The following is a 21,666-nucleotide window of genomic DNA, read 5'->3' on the forward strand; positions in this document are numbered from 1 at the left end:
TGCACAGCTGTCCTTTAAGAGGCTCTTGAAAAGCCTTAGAATCTATTCTGCTCGCCTGGTTCGCGCTTGCCCAGCATCACGGCTCCTGCCATAGCGGCCAGGAATAACACAGACGCCAGCTCAAACGGCAATAAGTAGTCTCTGAACAATACCTTGCCCAAGTTCTCCACTAAACCTACCTGCGAGTTGAAGTCTGTGGCGTACCCACCGGTGCTCACGTCTTTCAAGGCGGCAATCATAATCACCAACAGGATTCCTCCGGCAATGGCGGCGGCAAACTTACTCAGGTTAGACTTGTGCTCTTCGGTGTCTTCACGCATGTTCAGGAACATGATCACAAACAGGAACAACACCATGATGGCGCCCATGTACACGATGAAGTTCACGGCGGCCACAAACTGAGCATTCAACAAGATGTAATGGCCTGTTAAAGCGAAGAAGGTCAAAATCATGAACAGAATACTGTACACGGGGTTCTTAGACACTACCACACCAATTCCCGCGAACAAGGTCAAGAAGGCTAAGAAGAAGAATAAATTTCCAGTCATTTTATAGATGATTAGATGCGTCTGGTGCTTGGGTTATTGGTTGTTTCCTGTAGCAGGCATAGGCTCCACTAAACGGTCTTTACCGTAGATGAACTCATCACGCTCATAGCGGGCCGGGGCCGTCTTGTCGTTCTGCAGGAAGATGGCCGCCTTAGGGCAGGCTTCTTCACACAGGCCGCAGAAAATGCAACGCAACATGTTAATCTCATAGCTCACTGCGTATTTCTCCTCACGGTACAAGCCCTCTTCCCCACGCTTGCGCTCACCGGCTACCATGGTAATGGCCTCGGCTGGGCAAGCCACGGCGCACAGACCGCAGGCCGTGCAGCGCTCTCTTCCCTTCTCATCCCGCTTTAACACGTGCAAGCCCCGCCAAACCGCACTCATCGGGCGGGTCTGCTCAGGATAGCTGATGGTCGCCTTCTTCTTGAAGAAGTGACGCATGGTAATGGTCAAGCCCTGAAAAATAGCCGGCAGATACATTCTCTCGGAGAAGTTCATCGGTTTCTTTTCCAGCTTCTTTGCTCTATTACTTAATGATTGCATATCATTCTAGTCTTTAAATAGTGGGTAAGGCTTTTCTAAACAGAGAGCCTTACAACTCACGGCAATTGCTTCTTATTGGAAGTACTCTTGCTTGAACAAAATAATGGCCGCAGTCACAATCACGTTGGCAATGGACAACGGAATCAAGATTTTCCAGCCAAGGTTCATCAACTGGTCATATCTAAAGCGCGGCAAGGTCCAGCGCACCCACATGAAGAAGAAGATGAAGAAGAAAATCTTACCAAACAACGCCACCGTTCCCAGCAAAGTCACAATATTGTGCGGCAAGCCCATGTCATACATGAACGGGAAGTTGTAGCCGCCAAAGTAAAGCGTCGCCATCACAGCCGAAGCCACAAAGATGTTCACATACTCGGCAAACAGGTACAAGCCCATCCCCATGGAGCTATACTCGGTGTGGTACCCGCCAATCAGCTCGGTCTCGCACTCAGGTAAGTCAAACGGTACGCGGTTAGTCTCTGCAAACGCACATATGATGAAAATCAGGAAGCCCAGCGGCTGATAGAAGATGTTCCAGTTCATACCCGAGATGCCAAACAAAGGCTCCCCCTGCTGACGCGCCATCTCGCCCAAAGACAAGGTAGACGTCACTAGCAAAAGAGCAATGATAGACATACCCATGGCCAGCTCATAGCTGATGTTCTGCGAGGCCGCTCTAATAGCTCCCAACAAAGAGAACTTGTTGTTAGACGCCCAGCCACCAATCATGATACCGTACACGCCCAAGGCCACAACGCCAAAGATGTACAGGATACCAATGTTTACTTCAATGGCCTGCACGTTGATGTACTGACCGTCAATGAGAATACTGCCGCCAAACGGAATCACCGCGCTGGCCATACACGCTGTCAGCATAGACAGAGACGGCCCCAGGATGAACAAGAACTTATTGGCATTGGCCGGCACAAACTCTTCTTTAAAGAAAAGCTTCACCGCATCTGCCAACGGCTGAAACAAACCTAGCGGACCCGCCCGGTTTGGCCCAATCCTGTCCTGGATGAAGGCAGCCACCTTGCGCTCAGCGTAGGTAGAGTAAGTGGCAATTAATAAAGTGACCCCAAACACCGCCAGGATGATGAGGGCTTTTACCAAAAATACGGTTGACTCCATTATACTTGTCTTCCTAGGTTAAAAGGCGTGCTTTTTAAATCTTCTTCGGTAGATCCTGGCAAGTTAGGCACCACTGGAACGTTCAATACCGGCAACTCATAGTGGTTGGTGGCAATGACAGAACGTTGGTCAATGTGACGCGGTCCTTCAATGGTCCAATCCTGCGGGTCTTTGTGGTCAAAGCGGCACTCATTACAGATGAACTCCTGCACTTCGCCGTACTGGTCTTTGCGACCGGTCACGCGCAACACATCATTCCCGCGCATCCACAACACAACTTTACCAGAGCATTTAGGGCAGTCACGGTGCGCATCTAGAGGCTTGGTGAACCATACACGGTTTTTGAAACGGAAGGTCTTATCGGTCAAGGCGCCTACCGGGCACACGTCAATCACGTTGCCAGAGAACTCGTTGTCAATCACATTCTCAATGTAGGTACCAATCTCGGCGGCATCGCCACGACCCAATACACCATGCACGCGCTTCTCAGTAATCTGGTCAGCGGTGTACACGCAACGGTAGCACAGAATGCAACGCGTCATGTGCAATTGGATCAACGGCCCGATGTCAATTTTGTCAAAGGTGCGGCGCTCTTCCTCATAGCGGGTACCAGAAGTACCGTGCTCATAGGCAAAGTTCTGCAAGTCGCACTCCCCGGCCTGGTCGCAGATAGGGCAATCCAGGGGGTGGTTGATCAACAGCATTTCTACCACGCCTTTGCGGGCGGCCAGTACGTCTGGGTTGGTAGTGTTCTCCACCACCATGCCGTCTTGTACTGGGGTAATGCAGGAAGCCACCAGCTTAGGCATAGGGCGCGGGTCTTTGACAGAACCAGCCGCCACCTTCACCAGGCAAGCCCGGCACTTTCCGCCGCTTCCTTTTAAAGGAGTATAATAGCACATGGCCGGAGGAACCACCTCGCCGCCGATTTTACGGGCCGCGTTGAGGATGGTAGTTCCTTCTTCTACCTCCACCTCTATGCCATCAAAAGTTATCTTTACCATTTCAATATATTGTTGATTGCTGGTTGTCACTTGTTGGTGAACATCAGCAAATGGCTATTTAATCTATTGCTCGTTTTTAGCCTCTTTTCTAGAAAACAGGCTAAAAACGAAATCTTATTAGGCTAACACCGAAGCGTTTTTATTAAACACCGCGCCCGGAGAAGTTGCCTGCTCTGGGTGTTTCACGTGCCACTCAAACTCCTCTCTGAAGTGACGCACCGCCGCCGCTACTGGCCATGCCGCAGCATCACCTAGTGGACAGATGGTGTTTCCTTCAATCTGCTTGGCAACGCTCACCAGCAAGTCAATGTCATGCATGTGGCCATGGCCGTACTCAATGCGGTGCAAGACTTTCTCTAACCAACCGGTTCCTTCACGGCATGGGCTACACTGGCCGCAAGATTCGTGGTGATAGAAGCGGGCCAAGGTCCAGGTATGTCTTACAATACAAGTCTGGTCATCCATCACGAAGAAGCCGCCAGAGCCCAACATGGTACCCGTGGCAAAACCTCCGTCAGACAAAGACTCATAGGTCATCAATCTATCCTCGCCAGCGGCAGTTTTCAAAATCAGATCCTTTGGCAGAATTGGAACCGAAGAACCACCAGCAATGACCGCTTTCATGTCACGGCCTTTCCAGATGCCACCGCAGTACTCCTCTGAGTAGATGAATTCCTCTACTGTGATGCCCATTTCAATCTCATAGACGCCTGGCTTGTTGATGTTACCACCAGCGGAGATCAATTTGGTACCGGTGCTGCGCCCTACGCCAATCTTGGCATATTCAGCGGCAGTGTTGTTTACAATCCAGGGAACAGTGGCAATGGACTCCACGTTGTTCACCACTGTTGGCGAGCCGTAAAGACCCCACACCGCTGGAAAAGGTGGTTTGTTACGCGGGTTTCCGCGTTTGCCTTCCAAAGACTCAAGTAAAGCAGTCTCTTCTCCGCAGATGTATGCGCCGCCGCCTGGGTGCACGTGCAAATCAAGAGAGTAACCGCTTCCTAAGATATTCTCACCTAAGAACCCGTTGGCATAGGCTTCCGCGATGGCTTTCTCCAAAATGCGCAGGATGTACATTAACTCCCCGCGTATGTAGATGTAAGAGGTGCGGCAACCCAAGGCGTAGCTAGAGGTAATCATGCCTTCCACCAAAAGGTGCGGCAGTTTTTCCATCAGATAGCGGTCCTTGAACGTGCCCGGCTCAGACTCATCTGCGTTGCACACCAAATAACGCGGCTTGCCTTCTGGCTTGGCCAAAAAACTCCACTTCATCCCCGTCGGGAAACCAGCGCCACCGCGGCCTCTCAAGCCAGAGGTTTTCACCTCTTCCACCACTTCCTCTGGGGTCATGGTCTTCAATGCTTTCTCTACAGAGGCGTAGCCGCCGTGCTTGCGGTACACGTCAAAGGTTTCAATTCCTTCAACGTTGATATGTTCAGTTAATAATTTTCTTCCCATGGTTTCTTCACCGTTGAAGCTTTCAGGTCCTCCAGCAGCTGGTCTGCGCTGGCTGCATCCAAGTTCTCATAATACTGCTCTCTCACCTGCAACATTGGGCCGGTACCGCAAGAGGCAAGGCACTCCACGGTCTTCAAGGTGAAGTTTCCGTCTGCGCTGGTCTCTCCTACTCTGCAACCCAGCTTGTTCTCCAAGTGCATGATCAGGTCATCTGAGCCACGAAGCATGCAAGGCCCTGTGCGGCAAACCTCCAACACGTGCTTGCCTACCGGCTTCAGGTTGAACATAGTATAGAAGGTAGCCACCTCATACACCTCAATAGGCTGGATGTTGAGGATCTCCGCTACTTTGTCCATTGCCTCTGGGCTTACCCAGCCGCCAAACTCGGCCTGCGCAATGTGCAGAATAGGCAGTAACGCAGACTTCTGACGGTCTGCTGGGTAATGGGACAGGTAGCGCCGAATCTCGGCCATCGCCCCTTCAGAGAACTGTACTTCTTTTTTTTCTACTGTTTGATCCATTTGGTCAATGGTCGATATAAAGCCGCCTCACAGCAAGCTTGGGAAAATGTTTCTGTTATAAGAACCGCTTAGGCGTCTAGCTCACCGGCAATCACATTCATAGAAGAAAGGATCACAATGGCATCTGACAACTGCGTGCCTACTACCATTTCTGGGTAGGCCTGGTAATAGATAAAGCAAGGTCTTCTGAAGTGCAAACGGTATGGTGTGCGGCCTCCGTCAGACACCAGGTAGAAGCCTAACTCACCGTTACCGCCCTCTACTGCATGGTAGACCTCACCTACTGGTGCGTCAATCTCGCCCATCACTATTTTGAAGTGGTAAATCAAGGCTTCCATGTTGCGGTACACCTCTTGCTTTGGCGGCAAGAAAAACTCTGGCGCGTCTGCGTGGAACGGTCCCTCTGGAAGGTTGTCAACCGCCTGCTGAATGATGCGCAAGCTCTGCCAGATTTCTTCGTTACGCACCATGAAGCGGTCATAGGTGTCACCCTTGGTACCTACCGGAATCTCGAAATCGAAGTCTTGGTAAGAAGAGTAAGGATTCATGACGCGCACGTCATAGTCCACGCCGGCGGCCCGCAGGTTAGGACCTGTGAAACCGTAGTTCAAGGCACGCTCCGCGGTGATGGGGCCCACGCCTTCCACACGGTCCACAAAGATGCGGTTGCGGTTGAACATGGTCTCAAACTCACGCATTACGGCTGGGAACTCAGCTAAGAACTTTCTTATTTTTTCAATGGCTAACGGAGAAAGGTCACGCTCCATGCCGCCAATTCTACCCATGTTGGTAGTCAAGCGGGCACCGCAGATCTCCTCATAGATCTCATAGATTTTCTCACGCTCCTGGAACACGTACAAGAAGCCCGAGAAGGCGCCCGTGTCCACACCCAGAATAGAGTTACAGATCAAGTGGTCCGCAATACGGGCCAGCTCCATCACAATCACTCTAATGTATTCGGCGCGCTTAGGTACGGTCACGCCCAACAGCTTCTCTACCGTCATCCACCAGCCCATGTTATTGATGGGTGAGGAGCAGTAGTTCATGCGGTCAGTGAGCGGGGTGATTTGATAGAACGCTCTACGCTCGGCAATCTTCTCAAAGGCCCGGTGAATGTAGCCAATGGTAGGCACGCCCGAGACAATCTTCTCGCCATTCATCTGTAGAATGTTCTGGAAGATGCCGTGCGTAGCCGGGTGTGTAGGACCTAGGTTAAGAGTGGTTAACTCCTGTACAAAGGTGTCTGTGGTGTTTAACTCTGTTGTTCCTGTGGTTGCTTTGTCTAACTCCATGATGGCTGTTAGGGTATGCGGCCAGACCGATGACCACGTTTGTACGCAGTCACCGGTCCGGCCTTCTATTATCTTCCGAAGAAGGTATTAATCTTGTCTTCGCGGGTTTGATCCTCTAGCGGGAACTCCTTGCGCATGGGAAACACCTCCATCTCCTCCACATTCAGAATGCGGATGAGGTTAGGGTGGCCCTCAAACCGGATACCGTAAAAATCCCAGGTCTCACGCTCCATCCAGTTAGCGGTGGCGTATAGGTTGGTAGCGGTAGGCACCACGGCATCATCCTCAGAGAAGAAGATTTTGATGCGAAGGCGCACATTGTGCACCAGGCTGTGCACGTGGTATATCACGCCTAGTTCCTGGCCCTTGTTGTCTGGGTAATGGATTCCGCACATGGTGGTGAGGAACTGGAACTGCATCATCTCATCATCATACAAGGCCTGCAGGATGGGGATGATGTTTTCACGGGTGGTGGTCACAGTGACCAGACCGTACGGCTCCTGGATATCAAACACCTGGTCCCCAAACTTCTCTTGAAGCTTCTGGATGAGGAGTTCGTTGGTAAGTTCGGACATGCCTATTTAATGTTGTAAGAAGCTAGTAATGCTTGATATTCTGGTGAGTTACGGCGGCGCAGGGACTCATTCTCAGCCAAATCCTGAATACGCATCAAGCCATCCAGAATCTGCTCTGGGCGCGGCGGGCAGCCCGGCACGTACACGTCTACCGGTACCACACGGTCAATGCCCTGCAATACGCTGTAAGAGTCAAAGATACCACCGCTGCTGGCGCAGGCGCCCACGGCAATCACCCAACGTGGTTCGGCCATCTGCTCATACACCTGCTTTACCACCGGCGCCATCTTCTTGGCAATGGTGCCCATCACCATCAGCAAGTCTGCCTGACGCGGCGAGAAGCTGGGACGCTCAGACCCGAAACGGGAAATATCATAATGAGAACCCATGGTGGCCATGTACTCAATACCGCAGCAAGACGTAGCAAACGGCAAAGGCCATAAAGAGTGCTTGCGGGCCATGCCTACCACCTTCTCAATAGAGGTGGCAAAGAAACCGGCACCTTCAATGCCCTCAGGGGCATTCACCAAGGTAATATCGCTTTTGTTATCGCTCATTGTTGTTTTCGCTTTGTTTTCTGGAAAAGAGGCCAAAAACGCCTGTCCTCTAGAACACCTGTAAGCTTATAATAGTTTGTTGCCGGCGGCGGTAAAATGCAATTCTATTCCCACTTAAGGACGCCCTTCTTCAATACATAGAAGAAGCCGGTCAAAAGTAATCCCATAAACACCAGCATCCACACAAAACCGTCCACGCCCAGCGCCCTGAAGTTCACCGCCCAAGGATACAGGAAGATGACCTCCACGTCAAAAAGTACAAACAGGATGGCAATCAGGAAATATTTGATGGAGATAGGAGCCCGGGCATCACCTTTGGACTCAATACCACACTCCCAAGAAGCGTCTTTTACCTTGCTGTGGCGCTTAGGGCCAATGAGGTGCGTCACCACCATGGCGAAAACCACAAAGCCCAGAGCGGCCGCGAACTGAATCACGATGGGCAGGAAATCGCCCGGTACATATAGCGCAGTTGCTGTCGGTTCCATAATAAAGCAAATTAGGTGGCAAAATTAGGCACTATTACCTAAGATTCAAAGGAAAATACAGAATGGTCACATATCCCTGAGATACCACCGTCCAGACTTGGCTTTTTCTTAATTCTTCTTTGGCAAACGATATTTCTTTTAGAAAAAATGAAATAATCTGGCGGCCTGCTGTTATTATTCTCAAAAAAATTCTTTCTTTACATAGTAGAACATGAATGTTCTCATAAGGTTTAGCGGACTCCCCCTCAGACCCTAAACCTTCCTTGTTTGAATTATTAAAGCTTTCTTCAAACATGGCAAAAGCCCGGTTATTTTAGCCGGGCTTTTTCTCTGCCCTGCCTTCATTTGAAAAGCTCCTCTTTTCTCCCCTACCTTTGCCCTGCCTACTTCTGGAACTTACCGGCCCGGTATTTGCTTTTGCCAGCGTGGCAACCACATCCTTATAAAAGAACATGAACAGAAAATACCTTATAGCCCTTATCCTTCCGTTTTTACTGGCCTTCGCCGGACCCAAGCTGAAAAAGATTGCTATTACCAAAGACGTGAGCCTCTCCATCCCGGAGACCTTTGCGGTGATGCCTGATGACGGCATTGCCCGCGAATACCCGGCGGCCCGCAAGCCCCTGGCCGTGTTCACCAGCCCAGACGGCCAGATTGACATCAGCGTAAACCAGCGCCCAAGTACCTTTCCAGAGGGAGATGTGAAAATGATGCAGGCTTTTTATAAGGCGTCCATCCAGCGCATGTTCTCTGAAGTGAAATTCATCAAAGAGGAGAATCAAAAAATCAACGGCCGCGACTTTCTAGTGTTTGAGTTTGTCTCTACCGTCAAAGATGAGCGCAAGACCCAGCAATTGGCCCCGGTGAGAAAGTACACCATCATCCAATACACCTTCCTCAAAGACCAGATGCTCATCTTCAGCTTCAATGCCCCGGCGCAGCTGCAGCCGCAGTGGCAGGAGACCGCCAAAGCCGTGATGGCCAGCGCCCAAGTCAAGTAGATTTTTCCGTTTTTAGCCTTTTTCCCAGAAAACAGGCCGAAAACGCTTTTGTAACATAGCAGAACGGGTAGCGGTAAAAAGAGCTACCCGTTTTCATTTAACCCAACCCAGCCGTGCTTAGTGTACACTCAGACGAACATTTCATGCGCGAGGCCTACAAACAGGCCCAGTATGCTTTAGAAGAGGGCGAAATCCCCATTGGCGCCGTTATTGTCTGCCAGAACAAAATCATAGCCCGCGCCTATAACCAGACCGAAAAGCTCAACGACGTCACCGCCCACGCCGAGATGCTGGCCTTTACCGCCGCCGCCAATCACCTGGGCAACAAGTACCTTCATGACTGCACCTTGTATGTGACCGTAGAGCCTTGCGTGATGTGCGCCGGCGCCAGCTACTGGTCGCAGCTCAAGCGGGTAGTCTATGCCGCTGCAGATGAAAAACGCGGCTACCGCAGATTGGGCGTGAACCTTTTGCACCCTAAGACCGAACTGGTGGCCGGCATCCTGGCCAATGAATGCAGTCAGCTGATGTCTGATTTCTTTAGAGCGAAAAGAATTTAGATTAACTTTGGCGCAGTCCGTATGTCTATACAGACATCATTTATTGTACAACCTTAACCTATAAAACTATGCCATTTGAACTTCCGCCACTTCCGTATGCGTACGATGCGCTTGAACCGCACATTGACCGTCAGACCATGGAAATCCACCATACCAAGCACCACCAAGCGTACACTACCAACCTGAACAACGCCATCCAGGGCACTGACAAAGAAGGTCAGACCATTGAGGAGTTGCTGCGCGATGCAATTAAAACCCCAGCCATTAGAAACAACGGCGGCGGTTATTACAATCACAACCTGTTCTGGACCATCTTGAGCCCGAACGGAGGTGGCAACCCAACCGGTCCGGTGGCTGAGGCGATTGACAAAGCCTTCGGATCATATGATGCGTTCAAAGAAGAATTCACCAAGGCCGCTACTACCCGTTTCGGGTCTGGCTGGGCCTGGCTGTGTGCCGTAGAAGGAGGCGGGGTGCAAATCTGCTCTACCGCCAACCAGGACAACCCTTTAATGGAAGGCGTTGACACCTGCGGCGGATTGCCAATTTTAGGATTGGACGTTTGGGAGCACGCCTATTACCTGAAATACCAGAACCGCAGACCAGAGTACATCTCAGCGTTCTTCAACCTCATCAACTGGGACGAAGTGAACAAGCGCTACGCCCAAGCCAACGGCTAAGCATCCCTGCGTTCTCTAATTAGAAAAGCCTCACTGCCAGCAGTGGGGCTTTTTTGTGCCTAAAGGTTCCAGACACTGTACATCCGTTTTTGGCCTATTTTCGAGAAAACAGCCCAAAAACGGATTGCTATAGCGTTTCCAACCCATTGCACTCGGCTCCCTTCACGCTTTTACAAGATAAAGTCGTAATATAGAATCTAATATATGTGATGGGCTCCTATGGAAATTGCGTTGCTTCTGACGTTACTGGTACTGCTGATAGTGACTGGCAGCCGTTTACTGAAACGGTTGGAGCAGCAAAGCCACACGCTTGAAAGACTGCATGACGAGGTACGTCATCTAAGAGAACAGCAAGCCCAACGACCCTCGGCACCTCCTCGGGACGCTGCTGCCCTGGCCGCTCAACGAGACACCGCTTCTACTAGCACCCCAGTTCAAGAACCGATTCCTGCGCCAGTACCTTTACCTCCGCCGCCTTCCAGACCAGCGCCCAAGCCGCCGGTGCTTGAGCCCTACATCCCTGAACGTACCGCCACGGCGGCTTTCACTCCGGTGGAAGATGAGAAACCATCGCGCAGAAACATCTTTTCCTCTTTCACGGAGAACCTGGACTGGGAGAAATTCATTGGGGAGAACCTCATCAACAAGTTGGGGATTGCCATTCTGGTGCTGGGCATCGGGTTCTTTGTGAAGTATGCCATTGACCAGGACTGGATAAATGAGATAGGCCGCGTAGCCATTGGTCTGCTGGCTGGTGGTGCCCTGATTGCCGTAGCCCATAGATTGCGGGTGGAGTACAAGGCATTCAGTTCTGTGCTGGTGGGAGGCGGCATGGCCATTCTGTATTTCACCATCGCCATTGCCTTTCATGAGTATCAGCTGTTCAGTCAGACGGCGGCGTTTCTTTTAATGGTGGCCATCACGGGGTTTACCATTCTCCTGTCCATTGCCTATGACAGGATTGAACTGGCGGTGCTGGCCTTGATTGGTGGGTTTGGCAGTCCGTTCATGCTCAGCACCGGCGAAGGCAACTACGTGGTGCTCTTCAGTTTCATCCTGGTCTTGAACGTGGGCATTCTGGTGCTGGCGTATTTTAAGAAATGGAACCTGCTCAACCTCATCGCCTACGTTTTCACCATCATTCTGTACGGCGGCTGGCTGGGCACCCAGGTGGTCTCGGTGCCCAACGCTCCACTAGCCGGTGCCTTGCTCTTCGCGACGCTCTTTTACCTGGTGTTCTTCCTGATGAACATGGTCTACAACCTCAAAGAAAGCAGGCGCTTCACCGCCCCCGAGATTCTAGTCTTGCTCAGCAACAGCTTCTTGTATTACGCAGCGGGCATGTACATTTTGACCTACCTGGGTCGGGGGCAGTACCAGGGACTCTTCACCATCCTGTTGGCGGTGTTCAACTTTGTCTTCGCGTTTGCCTTGTACCGCCGCCAGCAGGTGGACCGAAACCTGGTGTATCTGCTCATTGGCCTGGTGCTCACCTTTGTGAGTTTGACGGCACCGGTGCAATTGGAGGGTAATTACATCACGCTGTTCTGGGCTTTGGAGGCAGTTCTGCTGTTATGGTTGTTCCAGCGGTCGGGCATTCAACTGCTCAAATCAGCATCGGTGCTGGTGCTGGGTTTGATGGTGGTGAGCCTGGCCATGGACTGGATGGGCTATACCATCACCAGAACGCAATTGTCGCCGCTTATCAACAAACTGTTTATCACGGGCGAGGTGGCCGTGGTCGGATTGGCGGGCACCTGGTGGCTGTTGGGCAAAGAGGAAGTCAACGCACAACAATCTAGGTTCTGGCACCGGTACCGGCAACTGGTAGGCACGGCGTTGGTCATTTGCTTGTACCTGGTGCTGGTACTGGAACTGGACCACCAGCTCAGCTATTCTTCTTTAACCGGAAACGCCCAGACGCTGGTCTTTGGCTTGTTCCATTACCTATACCTGCTGGGCTTGGTCTGGTGGGGACAGCGCCGCGGCAACCCTGTGTACCAATGGGGCGCTTTGGCGTTTTCACTGGCGGCCATCCTCTCCTATCTGGTTATCCTGCACCCCACTACCATAGAAACCCGCAACGCGTATCTGTTAGGACAAGGCGAAACGATGGCCTCCTTCCTGCTGCACTATCTGCCATTTCTGCTGATTCTGGTGCTGCTGGTGGCTATGGTGCGTCTGCTGCAAAGGATGGTGGGATTGCACAGGAGGTTAGGCAAGATTGGCTTATGGCTGGTGAGCTTTGTGGCGGTGTTTTTAGCCTCCGCTGAGCTGGAGCATTGGTGGATGATACTCTTCTTCGAGGCCAAAACCGGCCTTTACGCCCTCCAACAACATATCCAAAAGATTGGCTTCCCTATTCTCTGGGGCGTGGCTTCCTTTATCTTGATGGCAGTGGGTATGTCCAAAAAGCTGAAAACCCTGCGCATTATCTCGCTTTCCCTGTTCTTCCTGACCTTGGTGAAACTGTTCCTGTTTGACATCAGGGGCATCTCGGAAGGCGGGAAGATTGCGGCCTTCATTTGTCTAGGCGTCATCCTGCTAGTGGTGTCCTTTATGTACCAAAAACTCAAAAACCTCATTCTTGTAGATGATGCCCAAACGCCTGATTCTTCCTCTCATTCTCCAGAAGCGTAGCCTGTTTCTTCTGGCCTTTTTGCTGGGTTGGATGTCTGCGCGAGCCCAGGATTTCGGCTGGAAGGCGACCTTGTCGCCTGTGTCTACGCAAGGATGGCACCGGGTGCTGTTGCCCGCTTCGGTGACCGGGCGTTTGCAAGCGGGTTTGGAAGATTTGCGCCTGTATAGCGCCGATGGAAAAGAAGTGCCCTACCTGTTGCAGACCGAACAGCCGGTGCAGTACCGGACCCTTTTCAAACCCTACCAGGTTCTGCGCTACACTCGCCAGCCCGGCGGCCTTTCTGAACTGCTCATCCATAATCCAGAACAACGGAGCATCAACAACATCAGCCTGCTCATCGGCAACGCCGAAGTCCGGAAAACGGTGGCCCTGAGCGGCAGCGACAACCAGCAGGACTGGTACGTGCTCAAAGAGCAGGACGTACTCTATGCCATCCGGAATGAAAAGCAGACCGCCGAGGTCAAGTTGCTGGACTTCCCGCTGAGCAAGTACCGCTACTTCAGGCTACAGCTCAACGACTCTGCCAGCGCACCGCTCAACATTCTAAAAGCGGGCTACTATGACACCTATTCTGAGGCTGGCAAATATACCCGTATTCCCATTCAGCACCTATCCCGCAAAGACAGCTCTAATAAAACCACGTACCTGCGCCTAGACTTCGGGCAGCCGGAGTATCCAGAGCAGTTGGTCTTTTACATCTCTGCGACCCAGCTGTATTACCGCGAAGGCAAAGTGATTCTAGGAAAACGCACAGGAGGGACTCGTCGAGAAAAGAAACGCCGCCGTCGCAACCAAACACATGAGATTTATGAGTCCTTTACCTTGCATTCCAACGCGCCCGCCCAAGTCAACCTGCCTCGTCAGAAAGTGGAGCGGCTGGTCATTCAGCTCCAGAACAAGGACAACCAGCCGCTTAAAATCGACTCAATCCAGGTCCTGCAACTGAACCGCTATGCTGTGGCTCAGCTGCAACCTAGCCAGACTTACACACTGCGCTACGGAGACGAGGATGTACCAGCGCCCAATTACGACTTGCAGTTTTTTCAAGACAGCATTCCAGCCAATCTGCCTGTTGTCACCGTCAAGGCAATCACCTCGCTCAAAGAGGAGAAGCCCAAATCACAAGGTTCTAAGATGTTGATGTGGGCAGTGATTGGAGTAGTGGCCATTGGCCTGGGATACATGACCCTGCGGTTGTTGAAGGATATGGATAAGAAGAGGGGAATTTAAAGACCACTCCATTTTCAGCCTCTTTCCCCAGAAAATAGGCCCAAAACGCGCACCATCTATCCAAGCAATGGCTTTTTTGCTTAGCTTCAGACACTCAATCCTATACACTACCTAACAAACCAGAATCTCCCATGAAGAACCCTTTCCCGCAGCGGTTCCTGCGTCAGTCCGTGCCCGTGTTGCTGGGCGGATTGCTCTTGTTGCCGGCCTTGCCCAGCGAGGCGCAACAGAAACCTGCCACCTCTAAAACATCTAAGGCCAAAGCCAGCAAAGAAGGCTTTGATGAGAAACTATACAATGCCCTCACCTGGCGCTCCATCGGGCCGTACCGGGGCGGGCGCTCAGGCACAGCGGTAGGCGTGCCGGGCCAGCCTAATCTGTTCTACTTCGGGGCGACGGGCGGTGGCGTTTGGCGCACCAAAGACGGAGGCTCCAGCTGGGAGAACATCTCTGACAAGTTCTTCGGGGGTTCTATTGGCGCGGTGGCCGTAGCCGAGTCTGACCCTAATGTGATTTACGTGGGCGAAGGCGAGAAAACGGTACGTGGCAACGTGTCCTCGGGCTTCGGCATGTGGAAGTCGGAAGACGCCGGCCTTACCTGGAAACATATCGGGCTGAAGGATTCCAAGCACATCCCAAGAGTACGCATCCACCCTAAAAACCCAGACTTGGTCTACGCGGCCGTGCTGGGCAACATCTATGCGCCCAATGAACAGCGCGGCGTGTACCGCTCCAAGGACGGCGGCAAGAACTGGGAGCGCGTGCTGTTTGTCAACAAAGAAGTAGGCGCCTTTGACCTCACCATTGACCCGGTGAATCCGCGCAACCTGTACGCCACCACCTGGCGCATGCAACGCACGCCGTACAGCCTGTCTTCGGGCGGCCCCGGTTCTGGCATCTGGAAAAGCACCGACGGCGGTGACACTTGGAAAGAACTCTCCAAAAATACCGGCTTACCGAAAGGTACTTTGGGCATTATTGGGGTAGCCGTGTCCCCAGTGAACAACCAGCGCGTGTGGGCCATGGTAGAAGCTGAGGACGGCGGACTGTTCCGGTCAGATGACGGTGGCCAGAACTGGACCAAACTCAACGATGACCGAAACCTGCGCCAGCGCGCCTGGTACTATACCCGCGTGACCGCAGACCCTAAAAACGAAGACGGCGTGTACGTGATGAACGTAAGCTACCACCACTCCACAGACGGTGGCCGCACGTTCAAAAGCTACAACGCCCCGCACGGTGACCACCATGACCTCTGGATTGCCCCAGAGGACCCCAAACGCATGATTATAGCGGATGACGGCGGTGCGCAGGTAAGCTTTGACGGCGGGCAGAATTGGAGCACCATGGACAATCAGCCTACCGGGCAGTTTTACCGCGTAGTGACGGACAACGCCTTCCCGTACCGCATTTACGGCGCGCAACAGGATAATTCTACCGTGCGCATTGCCCACCGTACCACCGGCCGAAGCATTGGCATGCATGACTGGCAGGAAACCGCCGGCGCCGAAAGTGCGCACTTGGCGGTAGACCCTACCAACCCAGAGATTGTGTACGGCGGCAACTACGGAGGCTTCTTATCCAGGGTGGACCACAGCACCGGCTTTGAGCGCACCATCAACGTGTGGCCAGACAACCCCATGGGCCACGGCGCCGAGGACTTGAAGTACCGCTTCCAGTGGAACTTCCCTATCTTCTTTTCGCCGCACAACCCCAAGAAGATGTACACCACGTCTAACCATGTGCACGTGACCACCAACGAGGGACAAAGCTGGCAGGACATCAGCCCGGATTTGACGCGCAATGAGAAGTCTACATTAGGACCGTCGGGTGGGCCTATCACCAAGGACAACACCAGCGTGGAATACTACGGCACCATCTTCGCGGCCGCGGAGTCACCCGCCGAGGAGAACGTAATTTGGACGGGCTCTGACGACGGCCTAGTGCACGTGACCCGTGACGGCGGAAAGACCTGGAAAAACGTAACGCCTAAGAACCTGCCCGAGTGGAGCATGGTGAACAGCGTGGAGCCGCATCCTACCCAGAAAGGCGTGATGTACTTTGCCGCCACGCTGTACAAAAAAGGCGATTTCCAGCCGCTGTTGTACAAGACAGATGACTACGGAAAGTCCTGGACCAAAATCATCAAAGGCATTAATGAAAACCATTTCACCCGCGTAGTGCGCGTAGACCCTAAACGCGCTGGCTTGCTGTACGCCGGTACGGAGTATGGCATGTACGTCTCGTTTGACGATGGCAAGAACTGGCAACCTTTCCAGATGAACCTGCCCATTGTGCCCATCACTGACTTGACCCTTAAAAACGACAACCTCATTGCCGCTACTCAGGGTAGAAGCTTCTGGATTATTGATGACTTGACGCCCCTGCACCAGCTCAACAGCACCGTGGCTTCTAGCAAAGTGCATTTGTACAAGCCCATGCCGAGCTACCGCATGAATGGAGGCAACAACGCCAACCCTAAACTGGAAGGCCAGAACCACCCGGGCGGGGTCATGATTCACTATTACCTGGCGCAGAAACCAGATTCGGCGACTACCGTGACGCTGGAGCTGTTGCAGAAAGACGGAAAGCTGATTAAGAAGTACGCCAGCAACGCCAAAGACCGCGCCTCTAAACTGGACGTGAAAGACGGCATGAACCGCTTCGTCTGGAACATGCTCTACCCAGAGGCCTCTAAGTTTGAAGGGATGATTCTATGGGGAGGCGGCACGCAGGGACCGAGAGCCATTCCGGGCACCTATACCGCGCGCCTCACCGTGAACGGGCAGAAACAGGAAACCGATTTTGAGATTCTTCAGGACCCACGCAGTAAAACCGCCCCGGCCGACTTGAAGGCGCAATTTGATTTCTTATTAGCCGTGCGTGACAAACTCACCGAGACCAATGACGCCATCAGCAAGATACGCGAAGCCCGCACGCAGATTAATAGCGTGACGTCTAAGTTCCAGGGACGTGAGGACATGAAAGACGTGCTGGCCACTGCCAAGGACCTGAACAAACGCATGACCGAGGTAGAAGAAGCCTTGTACCAGACCAAGAACCGCTCGGGCCAGGACCCTTTGAACTACCCTATCAAGCTGAATAACCGCCTGGCCAACGTGGCCTCGCAGGCGTCGCAGGGAGATTATAAGCCTACGGAGCAACAGTACGCATTCCAGAAGGAAATCACCGCTGAGATTGACAAGGAGTTGCAGAAGCTGAACCAAGTGTTCACCAAAGAACTGCCGGCCTTGAACCAGCTCATCCGGAACAAGAACGTAGACGCCATCATCATCAAAGACACCACCAAGAAAGAAGGTATGTAAGCTTAAACCTTCTTTCTATTTAGCGCAAAGCCGATGCCTTACCCGCATCGGCTTTGTCGTTTTTGGGCTATTTTCTGGAAAGTAGGCCAAAAACAAAACTTCCTCCAGACGGGCTTACACCTGTATTTTACCAAGACTTAACCTATTGTCTCATATTAATTTATTGGTATATTTAAACACAAATTACCTAAACAACCAACCCTATTATGGAACATCAAGACCTTAACGTATCTTATGCGGCTTCCTCTTCCTTTGCCACAACAGACGCGGTCCTCTATGCTGGCTTTTGGGAACGCGTGGGTGCGTACCTCATTGATGCCATGGTTCTCTGGATCCCCAACACCCTCATCCAATTCTTGGTAACCGGAAACTTGACTGGCGCAGATGAAAACAACTCTGTAAACACACTCGTCCTGAGCACCTCTCTATCCTTTGTACTATGGACGCTGTACCGTTCTATTCTGGAAAGCTCTACCTGGCAGGCCACGGTGGGCAAAAAAGCCCTAAGCTTGCAAGTAACCACCGAAGAAGGAGAGCGCCTTTCTTTAATACGTGCCCTAGGAAGAAGCCTTGCCAGCCTTCTGTCTGCCTGTATTATTTTGATTGGCTATATCATGGTGGCGTTCACGGCCAAGAAACAAGGATTGCATGACATCATCGCCAGCACCTTGGTCATTAAAAGAAAGTAGCCGCCACTTATTCCTAACCATTTTCATCAGTTAACCTTAAACTAGCATACTATGTCCATGATCAAAGAATTCAAAGAGTTTGCCATGCGTGGCAATGTAGTTGATTTAGCAGTGGGGGTGGTGATTGGAGCGGCCTTCGGGAAAGTAGTGACCTCTTTTGTAGAGGATGTCTTGATGCCCCCGCTGGGCGTACTTTTGGGCGGTGTTGACTTCTCAGACCTTAAAGTTGTCTTGAAGAGAGGTGTGCAAGACGCAGAAGGTAAGTTCACAGACGTGACCTTGAACTACGGTAACTTCATCCAGAGCTTGATTGACTTCATGATCATTGCCTTCGCCATTTTCATGGTCGTAAAGCTGATGAACTCCTTGAAACGCAAAAAAGCAGACTCACCAGGCGTACCGCCAGCACCTACCAAAGAAGAAGTATTATTGACTGAGATTAGAGACGCCTTGCGCGCACCTAACAAGCCAACTGTGTAAGAGTTCCAGTGGACAGACTGATGCGAAAGTAAAATTCCGCTCTTCCTCTGTCCTTCTCCTGCTCTGACTTTCTTTTTGTTATCCTGAAAGGATCTTGTGGGCAAGCTGTAGTAGCGTTTACTTAAGCGCGTTTCTAGCTGGCTACCAAGATCCTTCCAGGATGACAATTGAGGTTGATTGTATAATTGATTTTCTAAACTGCCATTTTTAGGCTATTTACCAGAAAACAGGCTAAAAACAGAAAGCGCTACCCTAGGGTAGCGCTTTCTGTTTTATAACGTCACAAGAACGATTACGCTTCTTGCTGTTGGTCTTTGATAGCCAATTGCCCGCAGGCGGCGTCAATGTCTTTGCCACGGCTCCGGCGCACGTTGACTTGTACGCCTCTGTCGGCTAGGTAGCGCATAAACGGTTCCAAGCGGTCATCCTCAGACTTCTGGAAAAGGCCATCGCCGATGGGGTTGTATTCAATGATGTTCACCTTACACGGGATGAGCTTGGAGAACTCCAGCAATTCCTTGGCATCTTCAATGTTGTCATTGAAGTGGCTGAGCAAAATGTATTCATAGGTGACCTTGCGGCCAGACTTGTTGTGGTAATAGACCAGTGCTTCTTTCAAGGCCTCCAGAGAGTTGGTCTCATTGATAGGCATGATTTCGTTGCGTTTCACGTCATTGGCAGCGTGCAATGATAAGGCCAGATTGGCTTTAATACCATCATCGGCCATCTTCTTAATCATCTTGGCAATACCGGCGGTAGAGACGGTGATTCTACGAGCGGCCATGTTGAGGCCGTCGGGCGCGGTGATGCGCTCAATGGACTTCATGACGTTGGCGTAGTTGAGTAAAGGCTCGCCCATACCCATGTACACAATGTTGGTGAGCGGACGGTTGTAGTTGCCTTCGGTCTGTTCTTTGATGCGCACCACCTGGTCATAGATCTCATCTGCGTTGAGGTTTCTAATGCGGTCCATCTTGCCGGTCGCGCAGAAAGAGCAGGTAAGCGAGCAACCTACCTGGCTAGACACGCAGGCGGTCATGCGCTTAGGGTGCGGAATGAGTACGCCCTCTACAATATTGCCGTCATACAGCCTGAAGGTAGATTTAATGGTATAGTCCTCGCTCAGCTGGCTGGTGTTCACGGCCACGCTGTTGATGGTGAAATGGCGTTCCAGTTTCTCGCGCAGGGGCAAGGCGATGTTGTTCATCTCTGCGAACGACATCGCCGTCAGCTTCCAAATCCACTCATACACTTGCTTGGCCCGGAAAGGCTTTTCGCCCTGCTCGGTCATCCATGCCTTGAGTTGGTCTAAGGAAAGCTTTCTTATGTCCTGGCGGTTCAGAATCTCTATGTCTGGAATCAAAGTGGTACTCATACCACAAAGGTACAAAATATCTTACGCTTTAGTTTCCAGGCGCTCCCTGGCTTCTTCGGGCACCGATTTTAATTTCCGGATAGTGTAGTCAAAGCACAGCATGCCGGTTTTGGCGTGGGCCACTTCTTTGCCGTTCTGGTTAGTGAGCAAGTACACCAGATCAAAGCCGTACTTGTTAAAATCAGTGGCCGCTACCTGTATAGTGAGGGTGTCGCCGTAAAAGCCTTCGCCTTTGTAGACGATGGCCACATCGCTCATTATCAAGCCTGCCCCCGCCAAGTCCAGCTCTGAGTAGCCGTGCTGCAGCAAGAACTGCACCCGCGCCTCATGCAAGAGACTCAGCAGCGCGTCATTGCCCAAATGCCCTCCGTAGTTCAAGTCGGTGATTCTAATGAGCAGTTGCGTCTGGAAGGAATAGCTTGCTGGGAGGTCAATCTGGATACGGGCCACGTTCTGTTAATTAATAATTAGTAATGAATAATTAAGAATGGGGAAGATACGGGGAATGGAGTAAAACTGGTAAAGTAAAGCAGAGTCGTTTTTAGGCTCTTCCTGAGAAAAGAGGCCAAAAACGGCTTTACTTTTGCGGCCTTTTGCTACTTTCAAGATTCATTAGCCTTTAAGAACCGTGAACATACCTGCCCTACAGAAAGGAGATACCGTTGGCATTGTGTGCCTGGCCAGAAAAGTAAGCCTAGAGGACATACAGTTGGGCGTACAATTGTTGGAAAGCTGGGGCCTGCTGGTGGTACTGGGGAAAACGATTGGCGCCGAAGACCATTACTTTGGTGGCACTGATGAACTGCGCACCACAGATTTCCAAGAGATGCTGGACAACCCAGACATCAAGGCCATTTTCTCAGCGCGCGGCGGCTATGGCACCACTCGTATTCTGGATGCCTTGGACTTTAGCACGCTGCAGGAAAACCCGAAGTGGATTGTCGGCTTCTCTGACATCACCTCCTTGCACTGCCACTTGCACGCGCTGGGCATGGAAAGCATTCACGGCACCATGCCCCTACTCATGGGCCAGACCGATACCCAGGAAGCCGATGAGACATTGCGTCAGGCCTTGTTTGGTGAACCTCTCGCCTACACTATTCCAGCGCATGCTCAGAATGTAGAAGGCACGTCTGTGGGTGAACTAGTAGGCGGCAATCTGATTCTGCTCAACAACATTGTGGGCACTGCCTCAGATATTGATTATGCCGGCAAGATTCTGTTTCTGGAAGACGTGGGCGAATATTTTTACAACGTGGACCGCGTCTTGGTGCACCTCAAACGCCTGGGCCGCTTGCAGCAACTAGCGGGCTTGGTGATTGGCCAATTCTCAGACATGCAGGACACGGCCGTTCCCTTCGGCCGAGACGTAGCAGATATAGTGCTGGAGCATTGCACCGAGTACGGCTATCCCATCTGCTTTGACTTCCAGGTGGGGCATGTGACAAGAAACTTGGCTATGATTGTGGGCCGCGAAGTGACTTTGGAAGTAACCCCCGAAGGCGCTTCGCTGACGTTTGCTTTCACGCAGGCTTAAAAATAGAAATCCGTTTTTGGCTTG

The 21,666-nt window shown here is 51.8% G+C and carries 22 protein-coding genes; 9 read left to right on the top strand and 13 right to left on the bottom strand.

The annotated features are described in order from the left end of the window. Positions 1–35: 35 nt before the first annotated feature. The 11 genes from TH61_RS03755 to TH61_RS03805 form a co-directional block, all read right to left on the bottom strand. Positions 36–548, bottom strand: a complete 513-nt coding sequence (locus TH61_RS03755) for an NADH-quinone oxidoreductase subunit J (RefSeq protein WP_066506054.1) — start codon at positions 546–548, stop codon at positions 36–38. Positions 549–581: 33 nt separating this feature from the next. Then, positions 582–1,049 (bottom strand): NADH-quinone oxidoreductase subunit I, encoded by a 468-nt coding sequence (locus TH61_RS03760; protein WP_066506058.1) that lies wholly within the window; start codon positions 1,047–1,049, stop codon positions 582–584. 117 nt (positions 1,050–1,166) lie between these two features. Next, positions 1,167–2,225, bottom strand: coding sequence for an NADH-quinone oxidoreductase subunit NuoH (gene nuoH, locus TH61_RS03765; protein ID WP_066506060.1), 1,059 nt, complete (start codon positions 2,223–2,225; stop codon positions 1,167–1,169). Continuing rightward, entirely contained in the window at positions 2,225–3,229 is a 1,005-nt protein-coding gene (locus tag TH61_RS03770) for a 2Fe-2S iron-sulfur cluster-binding protein (RefSeq protein WP_066506063.1), read from the bottom strand. The genes nuoH and TH61_RS03770 overlap by 1 nt, the downstream gene beginning before the upstream one ends. Positions 3,230–3,346: 117 nt before the next feature. Next, positions 3,347–4,690 (bottom strand): NADH-quinone oxidoreductase subunit NuoF, encoded by a 1,344-nt coding sequence (nuoF, locus tag TH61_RS03775; protein ID WP_066506065.1) that lies wholly within the window; start codon positions 4,688–4,690, stop codon positions 3,347–3,349. Beyond that, the gene (gene nuoE / locus TH61_RS03780; protein ID WP_066506067.1) at positions 4,672–5,211 is read right to left on the bottom strand and encodes an NAD(P)H-dependent oxidoreductase subunit E; all 540 of its coding nucleotides are present in this window, start codon (positions 5,209–5,211) and stop codon (positions 4,672–4,674) included. Before nuoE ends, nuoF begins: the two co-directional genes overlap by 19 nt. A gap of 68 nt (positions 5,212–5,279) precedes the next feature. Next, on the bottom strand, positions 5,280–6,503 hold the full coding sequence (gene nuoD / locus TH61_RS03785) for an NADH dehydrogenase (quinone) subunit D (protein ID WP_066506069.1): 1,224 nt from the start codon (positions 6,501–6,503) through the stop codon (positions 5,280–5,282). A 68-nt stretch (positions 6,504–6,571) separates the two neighbouring features. Further along, positions 6,572–7,078: an NADH-quinone oxidoreductase subunit C gene (locus tag TH61_RS03790; RefSeq protein WP_066506070.1), complete on the bottom strand. Its 507-nt coding sequence runs from the start codon at positions 7,076–7,078 to the stop codon at positions 6,572–6,574. Between the two features lie 2 nt (positions 7,079–7,080). Continuing rightward, positions 7,081–7,635 (bottom strand): NADH-quinone oxidoreductase subunit B, encoded by a 555-nt coding sequence (locus TH61_RS03795; protein ID WP_066506071.1) that lies wholly within the window; start codon positions 7,633–7,635, stop codon positions 7,081–7,083. 104 nt (positions 7,636–7,739) lie between these two features. After that, positions 7,740–8,123, bottom strand: coding sequence for an NADH-quinone oxidoreductase subunit A (locus tag TH61_RS03800; RefSeq protein WP_066506073.1), 384 nt, complete (start codon positions 8,121–8,123; stop codon positions 7,740–7,742). Between the two features lie 34 nt (positions 8,124–8,157). Then, the gene (locus TH61_RS03805; RefSeq protein ID WP_066506076.1) at positions 8,158–8,418 is read right to left on the bottom strand and encodes a hypothetical protein; all 261 of its coding nucleotides are present in this window, start codon (positions 8,416–8,418) and stop codon (positions 8,158–8,160) included. 157 nt (positions 8,419–8,575) lie between these two features. On the opposite strand from TH61_RS03805, the gene TH61_RS03810 reads away from it, so the two are divergent. From TH61_RS03810 to mscL, 8 genes are all read left to right on the top strand, one after another. Beyond that, a complete protein-coding gene (locus TH61_RS03810) occupies positions 8,576–9,124 on the top strand; it encodes a hypothetical protein (protein ID WP_066506078.1) in 549 nt (182 codons plus the stop codon). 113 nt (positions 9,125–9,237) lie between these two features. Beyond that, the gene (locus tag TH61_RS03815) at positions 9,238–9,684 is read left to right on the top strand and encodes a nucleoside deaminase (protein WP_231862296.1); all 447 of its coding nucleotides are present in this window, start codon (positions 9,238–9,240) and stop codon (positions 9,682–9,684) included. 68 nt (positions 9,685–9,752) lie between these two features. Then, positions 9,753–10,364 (top strand): superoxide dismutase, encoded by a 612-nt coding sequence (locus TH61_RS03820; protein ID WP_066506081.1) that lies wholly within the window; start codon positions 9,753–9,755, stop codon positions 10,362–10,364. 219 nt (positions 10,365–10,583) lie between these two features. Beyond that, positions 10,584–13,004 carry a DUF2339 domain-containing protein gene (locus TH61_RS03825; RefSeq protein ID WP_066506084.1) on the top strand — a complete coding sequence of 807 codons (2,421 nt, stop codon included), beginning with the start codon at positions 10,584–10,586 and terminating at the stop codon, positions 13,002–13,004. Then, entirely contained in the window at positions 12,958–14,235 is a 1,278-nt protein-coding gene (locus TH61_RS03830; protein WP_066506088.1) for a DUF3999 family protein, read from the top strand. Before TH61_RS03825 ends, TH61_RS03830 begins: the two co-directional genes overlap by 47 nt. Before the next feature lie 131 nt (positions 14,236–14,366). Then, positions 14,367–17,561, top strand: a complete 3,195-nt coding sequence (locus TH61_RS03835; protein WP_066506090.1) for a glycosyl hydrolase — start codon at positions 14,367–14,369, stop codon at positions 17,559–17,561. A 206-nt stretch (positions 17,562–17,767) separates the two neighbouring features. Next, on the top strand, positions 17,768–18,250 hold the full coding sequence (locus TH61_RS03840; RefSeq protein ID WP_082780290.1) for an RDD family protein: 483 nt from the start codon (positions 17,768–17,770) through the stop codon (positions 18,248–18,250). Positions 18,251–18,301: 51 nt separating this feature from the next. Then, complete coding sequence (mscL, locus tag TH61_RS03845; protein ID WP_066506091.1) at positions 18,302–18,730, top strand: large-conductance mechanosensitive channel protein MscL; 429 nt, start codon at positions 18,302–18,304, stop codon at positions 18,728–18,730. A 292-nt stretch (positions 18,731–19,022) separates the two neighbouring features. Here the strand turns inward: mscL and rlmN are convergent, their stop codons facing one another. Both rlmN and TH61_RS03855 read right to left on the bottom strand, forming a co-directional pair. Further along, positions 19,023–20,105 (bottom strand): 23S rRNA (adenine(2503)-C(2))-methyltransferase RlmN, encoded by a 1,083-nt coding sequence (gene rlmN / locus TH61_RS03850; protein WP_066506093.1) that lies wholly within the window; start codon positions 20,103–20,105, stop codon positions 19,023–19,025. 21 nt (positions 20,106–20,126) lie between these two features. After that, positions 20,127–20,555: a thioesterase family protein gene (locus TH61_RS03855; protein WP_066506095.1), complete on the bottom strand. Its 429-nt coding sequence runs from the start codon at positions 20,553–20,555 to the stop codon at positions 20,127–20,129. Between the two features lie 178 nt (positions 20,556–20,733). Between TH61_RS03855 and TH61_RS03860 the strand changes: the two genes are divergently transcribed. Further along, positions 20,734–21,642, top strand: coding sequence for an LD-carboxypeptidase (locus TH61_RS03860; protein ID WP_066506103.1), 909 nt, complete (start codon positions 20,734–20,736; stop codon positions 21,640–21,642). Positions 21,643–21,666 lie beyond the last annotated feature (24 nt).

The sequence above is a fragment of the Rufibacter sp. DG15C genome (assembly GCF_001577755.1).
Lineage (GTDB): Bacteria > Bacteroidota > Bacteroidia > Cytophagales > Hymenobacteraceae > Nibribacter.